The organism is Tolumonas lignilytica (genome assembly GCF_000527035.1).
In the GTDB taxonomy this organism is placed as follows: Bacteria; Pseudomonadota; Gammaproteobacteria; order Enterobacterales; family Aeromonadaceae; genus Tolumonas; species Tolumonas lignilytica.
The window spans coordinates 2285283-2302648 of sequence record NZ_AZUK01000001.1 but is presented as its reverse complement, the minus strand read 5'-3'; the positions used below and the strand labels follow the sequence as shown (position 1 = coordinate 2302648).

Here is a 17366-nt window from a genome sequence, read left to right as displayed (position 1 = left end):
GATGTCATACCTGACCTATGAAAAATCAACAAAACCAGAAACATCGCAAACTCTCATCCGTCAACATCGTGTTGTATTACGCCTTGTTTGCTGCACTTTGGATCGCTGTTTCTGACAAGCTATTGAACTGGTTGATCACGGATCGAGAATGGCTGACATCGCTATCCATTGGTAAAGGCTTTCTGTTCGTTGCCATTACCAGCTTTCTGCTCTACTTGTTACTTAATCTGAAATCTCACGCAACCATTAAAGATACTCCCAAACAATCTTCTTCCTCTCGTCGTTTGATTGGGCTGTTTGCCTTTCAGATCCTGCTGATTCCACTGATTCCGGCATTGATCTATAACATTCAAGGTGAACAGATCAAAGAAAACAGCCTGATCGATCTCAATGCGCTGGCTAAAACGAAAACGGAGCAAATTGAAAACTGGCTACACGAGCGTCTTAGTGACGGCTTAATCATGCAAAGCGATCAAGCTTTTTCACAGGCTGTTGCCTTGCTGAATTTTGGCGGTAGCACCACAACAGAAGCACTGGAAAAACCATTAACACTGTTATTGCAAAATAAGCATTACAATTCCCTATTGATCCTTGACCAGCAAAACACTCCCCGCGTGATTTATGGTCATGTTCCTGTACATAAGATGGTCATTGATTTTCAGGAACATAACACCCTCGGGAATGGCGATAATCAGACAAAACCCACTACGCTCAAGACCCGCTGGTATTGGGATGAAAACAATCGTGTCTATCTCGACATCCAGGTTCCCATCATCGATGCAAGGACAAAAGAACCCGTCGGTACATTGATCATGAGTCAGGATCTGCAAACCAACTTATTACCGCTCATTAAAAACTGGCCAAGTACCACACATACTGGAAACACATATTTACTGCAGCCACATGATGACCAACTGTCATTTATTGCGCTTCCGGCAAATGACGTACTGCACACCAAAACAATGACCCTGAGTTTCAATAAACATACACAGACAGAACTCGACCACGTCATGACAACTAAAAATGGGAGTTTCGAGGGGAAATTTTTTGATGATCATGACGTGATAGCCAGCTATACCAGCGTCCAACATTCCGGTTGGTATTTGCTCGTGACACAAAATAAATCAGAGCTTTTTGCACCACTTTACACCCTGGTCTATTGGGTCACGTTGGTGGTGTTTTTTGCCAGTCTCATGGTGATTTTTGTGGTCAGCCTGTTATGGAAACAACAGCAGCACACGAACCGGCTGGAACTGCAGCGGCAAACCAGCGAAAAAGATCGCTTATTGCGGCACTTTTTTGACCTACCACTGTTTGGCATGGCGATTACCCATTCGCAAACCGGCCGTTGGATCCGCTTCAATGATCAACTCGCGGAACTGCTCGGTTACAGTCGAACTGAAATGGCTGAAGTTTCACTCGCCGATTTAACCGCGCCTGCCTACAGAGCAGCCGATATTGAAGCCATACGGCAAATGGAACTCGATCTGTCAGATGGTTATCAATGTGAAAAACAATTGCGTCATAAGGACGGCCGGCTGATTGATGTCAATATAGACACGCGCTGCGTCAGAACCGCCGACCGCAATATTTCTTTTATTATCTCGGTTGTTGAAGATATCTCGCAACGCAAGGCCAGCGAGCTGGAATTGCGGCATCAAAAAGATCTCTACGACATGTTGTCACAGACCAACCAGAGCATTGTCCGTTGTAAGAATCAGGATGAACTCTTTACTCAAATCTGCGAAATTGCCGTCGAACATGGCCAATTCATCTATGCATGGATTAGCCAGTTTGACCCACAGACACAACAGATAGCAATGACGCATGCTTATGGTGATGATGGTGGCTTTACCCGCTGGATGATGGAACAAGCTCAGCTTGAACCGGATTTTTTCAAAAGTACCCCCGTTGTGCAGGCATTAGTCAGTGGTAAAAATCTGATCATCAATGATTGTCAACACTCCGATATCATGCCGACACTTCACGACGCTGCCGCCAAAGCCAATATCTCGGCGTCGAGCTATTTCATGATCCGTTTAGCTGGTGAAGTTATTGGCTCAATCAATCTCTATGCCTCTGCTCCTGATTTTTTCACTCCGGAAATTCAGACAACGCTGGCTGAAATCGCGATAGACGTCTCTTTTGCGCTCGATAATTTACAACGTGATGCTCAATTAAAAGAGAGTGAACACCGTTTCCGTACCGCGATCATGAACTCCCCCAGCCCGATGGTGATATATACCCAGTCTGGCAAAGGTCTGACGTTGAATCGTCGCTGGGCGGAACTGAGTGGTTATACTCTGGAAGATATTCCCTATCGCAGTGCGTGGGAAAAGGTGGCAATACCGCTGGCACCGCACACAGAACACTTTATTTCTGATGATGCACCACCGATCACCGAGCTTGTGCACAATGGGGAATTCGAAATCCACTGTAAAAATGGCTCGCTGCGTTATTGGGATATGCAATCCACGCCATTAGGAAAAGATACCGATGGTCAGGTTTTACTGATGTCGATGGCAAATGATATTACTGAGCGGAAAGCCGCCGAAGCCCAATTAGCCCACTTAGCGCACCACGACCCCTTAACTCAGTTACCCAACCGCACCTTATTGGGCATCAATTTAAATCATGCGATAGAACTGGCAGCCCGAAATAAAACGCGGGTAGCGTTAATGATGCTGGATTTGGATCGGTTCAAGAATGTTAATGACAGTTTCGGCCATCAGATCGGTGATGTGTTACTGCAAGAAGTCGCGCAGCGATTACTGCACCGGATGCGTACTTCTGACACTATTTGTCGCCTGGGTGGTGATGAATTTACGATATTGATTGAGGGTAATGCCGAAATCAAAGACATAGAACATATTGCCGAAGATATTTTGCAACTGCTCAAAGATCCTTTCCATTTACCCAATGGCCGAGACATTGTCATTGGTGTCAGCATCGGGATCAGTTTATATCCAGAACACGGGCTGACCCAGAAAGACCTGTTAAAACAAGCCGATGCCGCCATGTATCGCGCCAAAGCGCAAGGCCGTAATTGTTTCAGATATTTCTCGGATGACCTGACGCTGGCCGCAGAAAAACGACTCGATATGGAACTCCGATTACGCAAAGCCATTGAGCAGAACGAGTTGCGGGTCTATTTCCAACCACAAATTGACATCAAAAATGATCGGATTATCGGCGCGGAAGCACTGGTGCGCTGGCAAGATCCACAACATGGTCTGATATCCCCGGCCTTGTTTATTCCTGTCGCAGAAGAAACCGGGCTGATTAAACAACTCGGCGAATGGGTGCTTATGGAAACCTGCCGTCAAGGTTACGCCTGGCTGCAACAGGGGTTACCAGCCATTCATCTGGCCGTTAACATTTCTCCAGTGCAATTTCATTACAGCAATATCAAAGATTCGGTCATCAATGCCCTCAACAACACCGGTTTTCCACCATCACTCTTAGAACTGGAGCTGACCGAGAGTGCCCTGATGGCACATGAAACAGAAGCGGTAGAGATCTTGAATGCCTTGCGTGAATATGGCGTTCGACTCGCCATTGATGATTTCGGGACCGGTTATTCATCACTCTCTTATCTCAAGCTCTTTCCTTTGGATGTCTTGAAGATCGATAAAAGTTTTGTCGATGACATTCCGCACAAGAAAAGCGATATGGAAATTGCCGCCGCCATCGTGGCCATGGCCCATACACTTCAGTTGAATGTGCTTGCTGAAGGGGTGGAAACGCAAGAACAACTGGCCTTTTTAAAGGAACAGGGTTGTGACTGTTATCAGGGCTATTTAATGAGCCCGCCCGTGCCTGCCGAACAATTTGAAAAACTGTTGCGCACACAGGCGATGCCATAGAAACAGATGAAGTAAAAATCGAACAACCATGAAATAAAAAAGGCGCGAAAATTCGCGCCTGTGTCAGTATCTTAACCTTTTGGGATTTGCTGGGTAATGCAGTGAATATTGCCGCCACCAAGCAGAATTTCGCGGGCTGGCACACCGACCACGGTATGCGCAGGAAAAATCTGCTGCAGGATCGTCTGTGCTTCACCATCGGTTTTCGGGTCAAGCAATGGATAAACGATCCGGTCATTGGTGATGAGGAAGTTCACATAAGAACCCGCCAGACGACCACCGGCATCACGCGGCACACCGGTACCATCCACCACACCGGCAGATTCTTCTTCTGTGCAATACAGCGGGCCCGGTTGTGGCAGTTTCCAGATCTTCAGTTTGCGACCTTTGGCATCGACTACTTCTGACAACACCTTGTACGCCGCCTGTGAGCGCGCATATTGCGGATCGGTCTCGTCATCGGTCCAGTGCAGGATCACTTCACCCGGACGGGCAAAGCAGCACATGTTATCGATGTGACCATCAGTCTCATCCATATACACGCCCTCTTCCAGCCAGATAAAGGTGCTGACGTTCAGATAGTCGCGCAGATACGCTTCAATCTGTTCTTTGGAAAGATGCGGGTTACGGTTCTTGTTCAGCAGACATTCTGCCGTGGTCATGCAGGTGCCTTCACCATCGACATGGATCGAGCCACCTTCCAGAATCAGCGGGGCTTCATAGCGATCAAAACCATGAACCGCCAGCATCTGCCGCGCCACCAGCTCATCCTGATCCCACGGGAAATAGAGGCCGCCATGATGACCACCCCAGGCATTAAACCCCCAATCGATGCCACGGCATTCGCCCTGACCATTGATCACCACGGTCGGGCCGGTATCCCGCGCCCAGCAATCGTCAGAATTCATCGTAACCAGATTCACGGCAGCAGGCATGATGGCTTTTGCCTGAGCCATAAATTGTTCCGGTACTGCCATATACACTGGAGTTGCCCCACCAATGGCTTCGGCGACTTTGGCAAAGGTGCGCTGAGCAAATTTTCCGGCTTCACGCCAGTTATCCGGGCGAAACGGCCAGATCATCCACACGGCTTGTTGTGCCGCCCACTCAGCTGGCATAAAAAAACCGTCCTGCTTCGGCAGGCCGGTCATGGTCTTAATTGTCATATCCTGATGTCCTTGATTGCGCTATTACCAGGAAGTTTCACCGTCGGAGGTCATGATGGTGCCGTACATCGCTGGGCGACGATCACGGAACAGACCCCAGCTGATACGTTGTTTGCGGATCGCATCCAGATCGAAGGTATGCACCAGCACACATTCGCTGGTCTTATCCGCCTGTTCCACCAGCGCACCGGTCTGATCGGCAATGAACGAAGAACCATAGAATGTCATTTCCAGCCCTGCAACATATTTGCTCTGCTCCGTACCGATACGGTTAGAGGCAATCACCGGAATGATGTTGGCTGCCGCGTGACCTTGCTGAACGCGGGTCCAGTGTGGTTGCGAATCGATTTCCGGATAAGCCGGTTCTGAACCAATCGCGGTCGGGAAGAAAATCACATCGGCACCGAGCAGCGCCAGACTGCGCGCGGTTTCCGGGAACCACTGATCCCAGCAGATACCGACACCGACATTGGCGTATTTGGTTTCCCAGACGATGAAGCCGGTGTCGCCCGGTGTGAAGAATTGTTTTTCCTGATACGCCGGGCCGTTCGGAATGTGGGTCTTGCGATAGACATCCAGCACTTCACCATCGGCATCGATCATCACCAGTGAGTTGTAATGCGCATTACCGGCACGCTCAAAGAAAGAGAGCGGCAGCACGACATCCAGCTCTTTCGCCAGCGCTGAAAAATGCTTGATCAGCGGGCTGTCTTCCAGCGTCTGTGCCAGTTCAAAATGTTCCGGGCTCTGGTCAATACAGAAATACGGCGTCAGGAACAGTTCCTGGATCAGAATGATCTGCGCCCCTTTGGCAGCAGCTTCACGAACCAGTTTCTCAGCGCGGGCCACGTTGCCGTCGATATCCCAGCTACATGCCATCTGGGTGGCAGCCACAGTCACTAATGCCATAACAAGCTCCTTCTGTGTGAAAGCGTATCTGAACGAAAATATATCCGGTGGATTACTCCGGCAGTCCGGTATTAGGTATAGCTTAAATTTAATGAGCTGCAGTGTAGAAAAACACACCATCATCCATCAAATGAATTATATTTATTCAGCAATAAACAAGATGAATAACCGATGAAACTCCACCAGCTCGATCTCAATCTATTACTGGCGTTTGACGCTTTGATGACCTGCCGTCATGTTACGCGGGCTGCAGAACAGCTCTATATCAGTCAGCCCGCCATGAGCCATGCGCTGAACCGGCTGCGTGAACAGTTTGCCGATCCGTTACTGGTCAAAACACCACAGGGTATGCAGCCCACGGCCCGCGCACTGAAACTGCATGCCGGTGTACAGCAGGCGTTGCATCTGCTGGAACAACAATTAGGTGAAATGGAAGAGTTTGAACCACAACGTTCCGACCGGCGCTTTGTGATCAGTACCACCGACTATGTGGAATGCGTGCTGATCCCGCCGCTGATCAGCCGACTCAAAGAGATTGCGCCGCAAATCCAGATTGAAATCGCGATCTTGCGCGATCAGTTGCCGGAGGCGGAGCTAGCCAACGGCGAGATCGATCTGGTGCTGGGTTTTGATGAGTATATGGATGTGCCGCGCTATCTGTGCCGCGAAACCTGGCTACAGGAACCACTCGCCGGACTGGTGCAGCAGCAAAATGATCAGGTCGGCGAACAGCTGGATCTGACTCAGCTGATCGCTCTGCCCCATGTGTTTCACTCCCCGCTGGGCACGCGGGAATCGATGGTCGATCGCTACCTGACTCAACATGGTCTGCAACGGCGCATTTCAGCCAACAGCCAGAGCTATCTGTCTGCTGCCGCCATTGTCAGCCAGACTGATCACCTGCTGGTATTGCCCCAAAAGGTGGCCAGCATGCTGGCCGGATACTGGCCCTTACGCATGGTGGCGTTACCGGATGACATGCCCTGTTATCATTTAAACTGTGTCTGGCATCCGGCTCAGGGTGAACACCCCTCCGTGATTTGGCTGCGGCAACTGATGCAACAACTGTTAGTAAAGTAATTCACCAAAATTGTTCAGTAACCGGGGCAAGCCTTGCGTAAAGTGTACCGGGGCATCCAGCAGCGCAAAGCAGAGACAGCCCTCGGCAGATTGCGGTTGATGATCCGTCTTGCCATCCCGCAGCACAAAATCACCCGGAATGTATTCCCCCTGTTCGTCGCGGAATGCGCCCGTGATCGGCAATGTCAGTTCCAGCCCGCGATGGGTATGTTTCGGTACAGCCGCCCCAGCCGACAGATACATCAGACTAGCACGACCGCCTGATTGATCTTCCAGCAACAAACGACTGCGCCCGATACTGCCCATCTGCAGCCAGTTTTGCCGGGCGATATGGCGCAGCGAGCGTGGCAGCCAGAAAGTTTGCCCCTGGATCTCGATGGTCGGTTCCCGGATTTCCTGGACGATGGGCGTTTCCGGTTGTTGCAGAATAAATGACAGCATCTCGTCAAAAACCGGTTCATCTGCCTCGTTCTGCGGTTCTCCGATCAACAGGGTTTCTGCTAACTGCCGCTCAAACTCAGCCACCCGTCTGGCACAGGCCGGACAAAATTCGACATGAATAGAAACCGCCAGTGTCATGGAGAGTGGCAATGTATCGGCGGCATAAGCGGCCAGCAACGCATTATCAGGATGAAAATTAATCATGCGCCTGCTCCTGCTCAATTTGTTCACGCAACTTGGCTAATCCTAACCGGAGTCTTGATTTTACGGTGCCGAGAGGAACCTGTAACCGATCGGCAATTTCCTGCAGCGTTTGATCCTGCAGATAGACGCTGCGAACGACTTCCTGTTGTGCTGGCGGTAACAGATGCAGATAGTGACTGAGTTGCCGCGTCAGGATGTCATTTTCTCCTGGATCATTGGCTTCCTCTTCCACTGCCTGAAATTCCAGCACCGGCCAGATATCTTCTGCGACCAGATCTTCTTTGGAAACCTGCTGGCGACGCAACATATCGAAACACTGATTGCGCATGACCGTATAAATCCAGGTCGTCGGCGCACCTTTTTCCGGGTGATAGAGTGCCGCTTTTTGCCATACAGCCAGCAGCGTCTCCTGCACCAGCTCCATAGCTCTGGTTTCAGAACGCAAATGACGCAACCCATAATGCCGTATGCGGGGCGCAAAATAGTGAAATAGCTGTGCGTACGCTGCTTTGCTGCGTTGCGTCGACACCTGTAACAGGAGTGCGGTGAGATCGAGGTCTGTGTTTTCCATCAATATCCTCTGCGGAGGCAGTCGATACGACTGACTAACCGCAGTATATCCCATGTTTCCCCATTCCATACTGAAACGCCTCGACTTAATCGCGTAATTGCTTATTACGCAATCAGTCAAAAGGCGGATCATTCATAGGGATAATTCCATCAGTGTTGATGCATGGCCGCATCTTCTTCCTGCACTGCCTGCAATAAGAAATGCAATGCCTCATGGTAATCGTTGCTGGCCATCAACCCGAATTTTTCTTCGGCTTCCAGCGGTAAGACCTCCAGCCAGCGTTGCACCACCCAGCAGGCATCATTCCACTGCGGCGTTGGATAATAAGCAGCATAATTGGGATGTTCCTGAAAAACCTGACCCAGTTTTTCGGCAAGGATATGTTGTTCAGGCGGTAATGGCTCATGCAGCCACCCTGGTAAGAGTTGGACTTCCGCGCTCAGTAATCCATCGTCTTCAACTTCCAGTGTCTGAATTTTAAATCGTTCAACACCTTTGACGGTAACACCGAGCGTACCATCTTCCAGCCGATCAAAATCAATGATTTCAACCCGAGTACCAATCGCCAGCAGTGGCGAAAAACCGCCATCCTGAGCTTTGCCCAATAAACAAAGCCCCATTCCTCTTTGAGATGATTCAGCAATCATGCGCAGATAACGTGGTTCAAACACCCGCAACGGCAAGACACCATCCGGTAACAGGTTTAAACGTAATGGAAATATGGCCAGTTGCATAGCAGCCCCCTTATTCAGATAAACAGGAGTAAGCACAGAGACTTATTGTCGATTTCTGACTTGTCTCGTTATTCAGAAATCACTGCTGCCAGTTTTGCCGATGCTGTTGTTGTTTTCCTCTCTGTTTTAATTGTAGCTGCATACCGTTAACTTTCCTGAATGCGTATTGAAAAGGTAGTCAGTGCCCGGCAATCCGAGTAAAATTTCAAATCCAGCCAACAGGCTACATCGTATTCGCGTCAGGAACCGTCAGAAACAATGAAAGCACAGATCCAGCAACTCCTTGAACAAACCGTATCCAGCCTGAAAACCGCTGCCCTTATTCCCGCTGAACTGGAGCCCCGAATTCAGGTTGATAACACCAAAGACAAGGCACACGGTGATCTGGCCACCAATCTGGCAATGCTGCTGGCAAAACCAGCAGGGAAAAATCCACGCGAACTGGCACAACTGATTATTGACCACCTGCCAGCGTCCACACTGGTGGCCAAGACCGAAATCGCCGGCCCCGGTTTTATCAATTTCTTCTTAGATAGCGCCTGGCTGGCCAAACAGATTGAAGCCATTGCCGCCAGCCCGAAAGCGGAAGTGAAACCAGCCTCGCCGGCACAAACCATCGTGCTCGATTACTCAGCACCGAACGTTGCCAAAGAGATGGCCGTACACCACATCCGCTCTACCGTGATCGGCGATGCAGTCACTCGCACTCTGGAATTTCTGGGCCACAACGTGATCCGCGCTAACCACATCGGCGACTGGGGCACCCAGTTCGGTATGCTGATCGCCTATCTGGAAAAAGTGCAGAACGAACAGGCCAGCGAACTGGAGCTGTCTGATCTGGAAGCCTTCTATCGTGAAGCGAAAAAACATTATGACGAAGATGAAGTCTTCGCCGAACGCGCCCGTGGTTACGTAGTAAAACTGCAAGGTGGCGATGAATATTGTCGTACCATGTGGAAGAAACTGGTCGACATCACCATGGCACAAAACCAGCGCATCTACGACCGTCTGAACGTCAGTCTGTCAGAAAAAGACGTGATGGGTGAAAGCCTCTACAACCCGATGCTGAAAGCCATTGTCGACGATTTGAAAGCGCAAGGGCTGGCCGTGGAAGATGATGGTGCCATGGTCGTTTACCTTGATGAATTCAAAGGTAAAGACGGTGATGCTATGGGCGTTATCGTGGAGAAGAAAGATGGCGGCTTCCTGTATACGACAACCGACATCGCCTGTGCCAAATATCGCGTGGAAACACTGCAAGCCGATCGCGTACTGTATTTCATCGATTCCCGCCAGCATCAGCACCTGCAACAAGCCTGGACCATCGCCCGCAAAGCCGGCTATGTCCCGGCAGATGTCTCGCTGGAACACCATGCGTTCGGTATGATGTTGGGTAAAGATGGCAAACCATTCAAAACCCGCTCTGGTGGCACAGTCAAACTGTCTGAACTGCTGGACGAAGCGGAATCCCGTGCCAGTGAACTGATTGCCCAGAAATCCGCAGACCTTCCTGCCGATGAAAAAGCAAAAGTCGTCCATGCCGTCGCGATGGGGGCCGTCAAATATGCCGACCTGTCGAAAAACCGCACCACCGACTACATCTTCGACTGGGACAACATGCTGACCTTTGAGGGTAACACAGCACCGTATCTGCAATACGCCTACACCCGTATTCAGTCTATTTTCCGTCGTGTCGGTGACGAAGCTCAGGCTGGAAGTGTACAAATCACGGCCCCGGCCGAAGAAACACTCGCGCAGAAATTGCTGCAGTTCAACGATGTGGTACACAGCGTTGCCCAGAAAGGGATGCCGCATCTGTTATGCACTTACCTGTATGAGTTGTCCGGCTGCTTCATGAGTTTCTACGAAGCCTGCCCAATCAACAAAGAAGGGGTGAGCGCAGCAGAAAAAGCCAGCCGCCTGACCTTATGCCAAGCAACGGCCAAGACATTGACGCTGGGCCTGTCACTGCTGGGTATCGAGACACTGGAGCGCATGTAGACCATGACCCGGGATTACGTACGCAGCGCTCGACCTGTCAAACGCAAACCGGCAAATTCAGGTGCCAGAGTTAGCCGGAATAGCACAACCAGTGCCGCGCCCTTTCCGTTGGTGCGCGCTCTGCTGGCGCTGGCGCTGGTCATCGGCTTCGGTATTTTCCTCTATCACATCAGTGGTTCTTCCGGTAAAACCGAAACCGCAACCCCGGAGCAGGCAAAGGCACCGGCACCAATCCCGATTGAACAGCAGCGTCCGGCCAAAGAACAATTTGATTACATGCAAATCCTGCAGAACAAGGAAGTCCCGGTGACGTTACCTGATGGTGAAACCATTGCCGATCCAAGTCAGGATCCACAATTGTTGGCACATCAGCAAAAAATGCAGGAAACATTGCGTGCACAGCAAGAGCGAGCAAAATTACTGGCGGAACAACAAAATGGACAGCCCGCGCCTGATCAAACCAGCATGGCTGCCAAACCAACGCCCTTGATCAATACGCAGGTCAGTAAAAATACTAAATCCAGCGAATCAACGGCACACGAGGCTGAAAATCAGACGCAGGCAACCAATCCACGCAAACCTCGCTCCTTTGCAGAGGTGATAGCCAATGAATCAACTAAGACCACCAATAAACCGGCAAAACCGCTGACGAAAAGTGCAACGCAGGAACGGGATGAAGCGCTGGCCATGTTTGGCAAGCCGCAACCCTATTCGTCAGACCACAGCAACAAGGAAAACCACGCCAGCAAAACAGCCACCGTCACTGCATCCGCTACAACCGATAATAAACATTACTGGATGCAATGCGGTGCGTTCCACACGGCCGATCAGGCGAACTCCTTACGTTCACGGCTGGCCGTTCAGGGACAAAATGCTCAAGTCCGTGATGGTGGCGCCTGGCATCGTGTCGTACTTGGCCCCTATAACAGCCGTGCGGTGGCAGAACAAGCGCTTTCACGTCTGAAAAGTGCAGGTACCATCCAGAACTGTACCGTTTACGCTCAGTAAGGAAATTCTGCGCACAATCGCTGTATTCCTCACAATTCCACCCGGATACACCTTGAAATAGGGGCTGACTGCCCCTATCTCCTGTCTCATGAATCTTCGTCGGCATCGCCGACTACCCGTAATCGAGGTTTATGTGACTACAATCGTTTCTGTTCGACGCAATGGCCAAGTAGTGATTGGTGGCGATGGTCAGGTTTCTCTTGGCAACACCGTCATGAAAGGCAACGCCCGTAAAGTGCACCGTCTCTACAACGGTAAAGTATTGGCCGGATTTGCCGGTGGCACCGCTGACGCCTTTACACTGCTTGAACGGTTTGAAGCCAAATTACAGGCACATCAGGGTAATCTCGAACGCGCCGCTGTCGCGCTGGCCAAAGAATGGCGTACCGATCGTGCCTTGCGTCGACTCGAAGCCTTGCTGGCGGTCGCCGATGCACAACGCTCGTTTATCATTACCGGTAACGGCGATGTGGTGCAGCCGGAACACGATTTGATCGCCATCGGCTCCGGCGGTGCCTTTGCCCAATCAGCCGCACGCGCTTTGCTGGAAAATACCGAGCTTTCTGCGGAAGATATCGTCAAAAAAGCACTGACTATCGCGGGTGACATCTGCGTCTTTACCAACAGTTTCCAGACGATCGAAGTGCTGGACTACCCCACTGTCACCCCTATCTAATTAATTGCAGACCAAGGATACCCAGATGTCTGAAATGACTCCGAGAGAAATTGTTCACGAGCTTGATCGTCATATCATTGGTCAGGCTGAAGCGAAACGTGCCGTGGCCATTGCCCTGCGTAACCGCTGGCGTCGTATGCAACTGTCTGACGACCTGCGTCAGGAAGTGGCACCTAAAAACATCCTGATGATTGGCCCCACTGGTGTGGGTAAAACCGAGATAGCACGCCGCTTGGCTAAACTGGCCAATGCCCCGTTCATCAAAGTAGAAGCGACCAAATTCACCGAAGTCGGTTATGTCGGGAAAGAAGTCGATACCATCATCCGCGATTTGACGGATATGGCGCTGAAAATGATGCGCAATCAGGAGATGGAAAAGGTTCGTTTCCGTGCTCAGGAAGCCGCTGAAGAGCGTGTTCTTGACGTCTTACTGCCGCCTGCCCGCACCAATTGGGGCGAAGCCGAAAAATCAGAGACAGGTGCCCATACTCGTCAAATCTTCCGTAAAAAATTGCGCGAAGGCGAACTCGATGACAAAGAAATTGAAGTCGAAATGGCCGGCCCGCAAATGGGCGTGGAAATCATGGCGCCACCTGGTATGGAAGAAATGACCAATCAGTTGCAGGGCCTGTTCCAGAATATGTCGTCCGGCAATACGCGTAAGCGCAAGCTGAAAGTGAAAGAAGCGCTGAAACAGCTGGTGGAAGAAGAAGCCGCACGCCTGTTGAATCCGGAAGAGCTGAAAGAAAAAACCATTCATGCCGTAGAAAACAATGGCATCGTGTTCATCGATGAGATCGACAAAATCTGTAAACGCGGTGAAAGCAGTGGCCCGGATGTTTCCCGTGAAGGCGTACAGCGTGACCTGTTACCCTTGGTGGAGGGTTGTACCGTTAACACCAAACACGGCATGGTCAAAACCGACCATATTCTGTTTATTGCCTCCGGGGCCTTCCAGATCGCCAAGCCTTCCGACCTGATCCCGGAACTGCAAGGCCGTCTGCCCATTCGCGTTGAGCTGAAGAGCCTGACGGTTGATGATTTCGAGCGTATTCTGACTGAACCGAATGCCTCACTGACCGAACAGTACCGTGCACTGATGGCCACCGAACAGGTGACGGTCGAGTTCACTGCAGAAGGGATCCGCAGCATCGCGGAAGCCGCTTGGAAGGTGAATGAACGTACGGAAAATATCGGTGCACGTCGTCTGCATACCGTGTTGGAAAAACTGATGGAAGATATTTCTTACGATGCCGCCGATAATCCGGGACAAGTGATCAGCATTGATGCCGCCTATGTTGAGCGCTACCTCGGTGAACTGGTGGAAGATGAAGATCTGAGCCGGTTTATCCTGTAATCGCTGAAAACAACAACGCCGCTGATTGCGGCGTTGTTCATTAAGTTACTCTTTTATCACCTTGATATCACTGAAACCAAATTCCCTGAATTGGTTGTCGCGAAAATCTTTCACCGCACCCACCTTTTTAGACAATGACGCCAGTTGTCGTTCCATTGCCAGATAGGCCCGTAAATCGACCCCTTCTTCCGCAGCGATTGCTTCGTAGATATCGTGAAATTTGTCATTCGCATAATTAATTTCACGCGGCTGACCTTTGTAACAGTAACTGATTCGTAACGCCATGTTGCCTCATTCATCTGGTGGTCAAGATAGCCCGGCTATCCGTTTTGCTGATTGTACTCTGAAGCTACCCAATGGTCGAAAAATGAAAGACCACCCAGCTCAACAAAATACTTAAAATCACCGAGGCATTCAGCATTGCCCCTGTCATCCGGCGATCATAGCCAAAAATAACAGCATACGTCAGCACCATGGTCGGCAATGGCAAGACCCCGGCCAGTAATAAGGAGTGTCGGAATAAGGTATCGTAGGGCAATAACCAACAAAGTAACGCTCCGAGTGCTCCACCAATCAGATATTTACTGCCTAGTGCCTGCAACAGCAGTTTGCGTTGATCTGCCGGGAAAGAAAAATTGAGATACATGCCCAGCAATAGCAGGCTGAGTGGCATATTCGCTTTTGCTATGACCTGGGTGGTTTGCAGAACCAAGTCCGGCAATTTAATTCCCATAAGATTTATCGATAGTGCAATCAAACTGGTCATCACCGGCACAGACCGCACTACCGAATGCAGTAATTGTTGCCAGCTTAGTGGTTTTTCGCCTGAAAAATAGGCGCCGACCGTATAACAGACTAAAAACACCACATAGGAATTACCTAAATCATACATCGCGATATAGGTCAGTCCGTGTTTGCCCCAGATGGCTTCCACCAATGGGTAGGCGAATAAGCCGATGTTTGCACCTGGCAATGCCATGCCCATCATGCCGCGGACCGGCCGTTCATGTTTACGGAAGATGAACAAGATGCAAAGGCAAAGCAGGCCGTTCACAACGAAACCCAATACCGGCAACAATATCAGTTGCGGTTGCAGCGGTAAGACAGAAAAAACATTAATCACCAACGCCGGTAAGGTGATATTAAAGATGATCTGCGCTATCGACTCGCCTTCTTTTTCTGTCAGATATTTGGTTCGTTTCGCAAGATACCCCAGCAGAATAATGCAAATGGAGAGCATGAATTGCTGGTTAACGTCGGCAGACTGCATGTTGACCTCAATATGCCGACGGAGAAACCATCGTCTGTTTCCCCCGCCAGATCAAATAAAATGCAGGTAAAATAATCACCGCCATGGCCAGGAACACAAATTGATGCATGTGGTGATACATGATGCCGCTTAATACGGTAAACAGAGCCAAAGACAGCGACTGCCCGACTGCAGAATAGAGTGTCTGCCCAGGGATCATGGCCTCTCGAGGTAATCGCTGTGACAGATAGCGCATCGCACCTAAATGGGCCAGCGCAAAGGAAAACGAATGCAAAGCCTGTGCGGGGAACAATAACCATAAGTTCAAGCTGGTTCCGAGGGTTACCCAGCGGATCACCGCACCGATACAGGCCCAACACAACAGCCGTTCCGGCGACCAGTCTGACAGCAACCGTCGGCTAACCGCAAACATCAGGATTTCAAAGATCACCCCGGTCGTCCACAGCATACTGATAGTCGATGCGGAAAAGCCCTGTGCATTCCAATAAATGGCACTGAAACTGTTATATGCGGCATGACTACCAAAGATCAGCGCCTCGATGAGTAACAGATTCAAAAAAGCCTTATTGCGTAACAAAACGCTGTAGCCATGACTTTCTTTTTCCTGCCCAATAGTTCGCGGGGCTGGTCGCATCGGCATATGAATACAAAAACCAGCTAACAATAATCCCAACACGATGCAGTGCAGGATCCATGATTTACCCAGATGCTCGATCACGAAACCAATCAAGGTGGCACCGACAATGAATGCAGCAGAGCCCCATAACCGGACATTGCCGTAATCGAGATTGACCTGAATGACCATGCGGGCCGCAATGGCATCAGTCAATGGCAACAAGGTGGGATAAATAAAATTGGCTAACAGGGTGAAGAGTAAAACCACCCAAAATTGAGAGGAGAGATAGAAACCGACAAAACTGATGATCCCACCAAATACCAGAAAACGAGCAATTGGTATCAATCGTTCAGCCCGTTTGGCCTGTCGCAGTATGGTCAAACTGCCCAGCAGACGCATTGCAAACCCGATCCCTAACAACAAACCGATTTGCTCTGATTGCAATCCAACGGATTCGAGCCAAACACCCCAAAATGGTGAAAAAACACCCAGGACTAAATAGATTGCTGATAAATTCAGCGCTAACCAAGGATACGGTAACATGAAACTTCGGAAGGAAAGAGAAATTGTGAAGAGAGTAACAAATTGCACACACTTTTGGCAGGAAACATCGCCAGAATATTTGCGCCTTAGCTCACAGAGTTACCGGAAACATATAGCGAAAGAAACCGGTTTCGATCTCATTTTTAATTATTCGTCGGCAGTCTGTTTATGCGGCGGAAACATAAAAAAGCCCGGACAATTCAGCCGGGCTGTCTTCGGTGCAGGAATAAAATTATCAGGCTTTAGGTTGTGCGGTACACTTAACGCGAATGGCCTGAATAATCATCGGTAGTAATGAAACCACGATGATCCCCATCATCAGCATCGTAAAGTTTTTGCGCACAAATTCCTGCTGACCGAACTCAAAACCGGCATAGGCAAAAGACATTACCCACAGGCTGCCGCCGACCAGATTAAATGCCATAAATCGCTTATAGGTCATGGCGCCCATGCCGGCCACAAAGGGAGCAAACGTCCGGATGATCGGAAGGAAACGGGTAATGATGATTGTCTTACCACCATGTCGCTCAAAAAAGGCATGTGTCTTATCCAGATAGTCCTTTCTGAAGACTTTTGAATTAGGATTCTGAAAGAGCTTCTCGCCAAAGAGATGACCGATGGTATAGTTCAGAATATTTCCGCTTACGGCGGCCGCAATCAGTAACAACACCAGCATATTGATATTCATCGACTCAGGAGAGCCTTGCGTGGTCGCCACCAAGGCACCCGCAGCAAATAATAATGAATCGCCGGGTAAGAATGGCGTTACTACAAAGCCGGTCTCACTGAAAATAATCAGAAAGAGGATGCCATACACCCAAAGACCATAGGTCGTGAAAAGTTCTTGCAGATGTACATCGATATGCAACACAAAATCGACGATCAGGTGTAACCAGTCCATAAATGAGATCTCACTCAAAAAGT

Annotated in this window: 15 protein-coding genes; 6 read left to right on the top strand and 9 right to left on the bottom strand. The window is 50.0% G+C overall.

The window, feature by feature from the left end; genetic code table 11:
- The first annotated feature begins 17 nt into the window (after positions 1–17).
- Positions 18–3866 carry a bifunctional diguanylate cyclase/phosphodiesterase gene (locus H027_RS18390; protein WP_024872464.1) on the top strand — a complete coding sequence of 1283 codons (3849 nt, stop codon included), beginning with the start codon at positions 18–20 and terminating at the stop codon, positions 3864–3866.
- Positions 3867–3937: 71 nt separating this feature from the next.
- On the opposite strand, the gene aguA is transcribed toward H027_RS18390, so the two are convergent.
- A complete protein-coding gene (aguA, locus tag H027_RS0110765) occupies positions 3938–5032 on the bottom strand; it encodes an agmatine deiminase (RefSeq protein ID WP_024872463.1) in 1095 nt (364 codons plus the stop codon).
- A 24-nt stretch (positions 5033–5056) separates the two neighbouring features.
- The gene (gene aguB, locus H027_RS0110760) at positions 5057–5941 is read right to left on the bottom strand and encodes an N-carbamoylputrescine amidase (RefSeq protein ID WP_024872462.1); all 885 of its coding nucleotides are present in this window, start codon (positions 5939–5941) and stop codon (positions 5057–5059) included.
- Between the two features lie 171 nt (positions 5942–6112).
- Between aguB and H027_RS0110755 the strand changes: the two genes are divergently transcribed.
- The gene (locus H027_RS0110755) at positions 6113–7021 is read left to right on the top strand and encodes a LysR family transcriptional regulator (protein ID WP_024872461.1); all 909 of its coding nucleotides are present in this window, start codon (positions 6113–6115) and stop codon (positions 7019–7021) included.
- Here the strand turns inward: H027_RS0110755 and H027_RS0110750 are convergent.
- From H027_RS0110750 to H027_RS0110740, 3 genes are all read right to left on the bottom strand, one after another.
- The gene (locus H027_RS0110750; protein ID WP_024872460.1) at positions 7010–7666 is read right to left on the bottom strand and encodes a ChrR family anti-sigma-E factor; all 657 of its coding nucleotides are present in this window, start codon (positions 7664–7666) and stop codon (positions 7010–7012) included. The genes H027_RS0110755 and H027_RS0110750 overlap by 12 nt on opposite strands.
- Positions 7659–8237, bottom strand: coding sequence for a sigma-70 family RNA polymerase sigma factor (locus tag H027_RS0110745; RefSeq protein ID WP_024872459.1), 579 nt, complete (start codon positions 8235–8237; stop codon positions 7659–7661). Before H027_RS0110745 ends, H027_RS0110750 begins: the two co-directional genes overlap by 8 nt.
- Positions 8238–8386: 149 nt before the next feature.
- Positions 8387–8971, bottom strand: a complete 585-nt coding sequence (locus H027_RS0110740; RefSeq protein ID WP_024872458.1) for an LON peptidase substrate-binding domain-containing protein — start codon at positions 8969–8971, stop codon at positions 8387–8389.
- Between the two features lie 258 nt (positions 8972–9229).
- Here H027_RS0110740 and argS point away from each other — a divergent pair, with 258 nt between their 5' ends.
- From argS to hslU, 4 genes are all read left to right on the top strand, one after another.
- A complete protein-coding gene (argS, locus tag H027_RS0110735; protein ID WP_024872457.1) occupies positions 9230–10972 on the top strand; it encodes an arginine--tRNA ligase in 1743 nt (580 codons plus the stop codon).
- 3 nt (positions 10973–10975) lie between these two features.
- Complete coding sequence (locus H027_RS0110730; RefSeq protein ID WP_024872456.1) at positions 10976–11980, top strand: SPOR domain-containing protein; 1005 nt, start codon at positions 10976–10978, stop codon at positions 11978–11980.
- 133 nt (positions 11981–12113) lie between these two features.
- The gene (hslV, locus tag H027_RS0110725) at positions 12114–12656 is read left to right on the top strand and encodes an ATP-dependent protease subunit HslV (RefSeq protein ID WP_024872455.1); all 543 of its coding nucleotides are present in this window, start codon (positions 12114–12116) and stop codon (positions 12654–12656) included.
- Between the two features lie 25 nt (positions 12657–12681).
- On the top strand, positions 12682–14013 hold the full coding sequence (gene hslU / locus H027_RS0110720) for an HslU--HslV peptidase ATPase subunit (protein ID WP_024872454.1): 1332 nt from the start codon (positions 12682–12684) through the stop codon (positions 14011–14013).
- 45 nt (positions 14014–14058) lie between these two features.
- On the opposite strand, the gene H027_RS0110715 is transcribed toward hslU, so the two are convergent.
- The 4 genes from H027_RS0110715 to H027_RS0110700 form a co-directional block, all read right to left on the bottom strand.
- Complete coding sequence (locus tag H027_RS0110715; RefSeq protein ID WP_024872453.1) at positions 14059–14298, bottom strand: DUF2960 domain-containing protein; 240 nt, start codon at positions 14296–14298, stop codon at positions 14059–14061.
- A gap of 64 nt (positions 14299–14362) precedes the next feature.
- The gene (locus tag H027_RS0110710) at positions 14363–15283 is read right to left on the bottom strand and encodes an AEC family transporter (protein WP_024872452.1); all 921 of its coding nucleotides are present in this window, start codon (positions 15281–15283) and stop codon (positions 14363–14365) included.
- A gap of 7 nt (positions 15284–15290) precedes the next feature.
- Entirely contained in the window at positions 15291–16442 is a 1152-nt protein-coding gene (locus tag H027_RS0110705; RefSeq protein ID WP_024872451.1) for a 3-phenylpropionate MFS transporter, read from the bottom strand.
- Between the two features lie 235 nt (positions 16443–16677).
- Entirely contained in the window at positions 16678–17343 is a 666-nt protein-coding gene (locus H027_RS0110700) for a DedA family protein (protein WP_024872450.1), read from the bottom strand.
- Between the last annotated feature and the right edge of the window lie 23 nt (positions 17344–17366).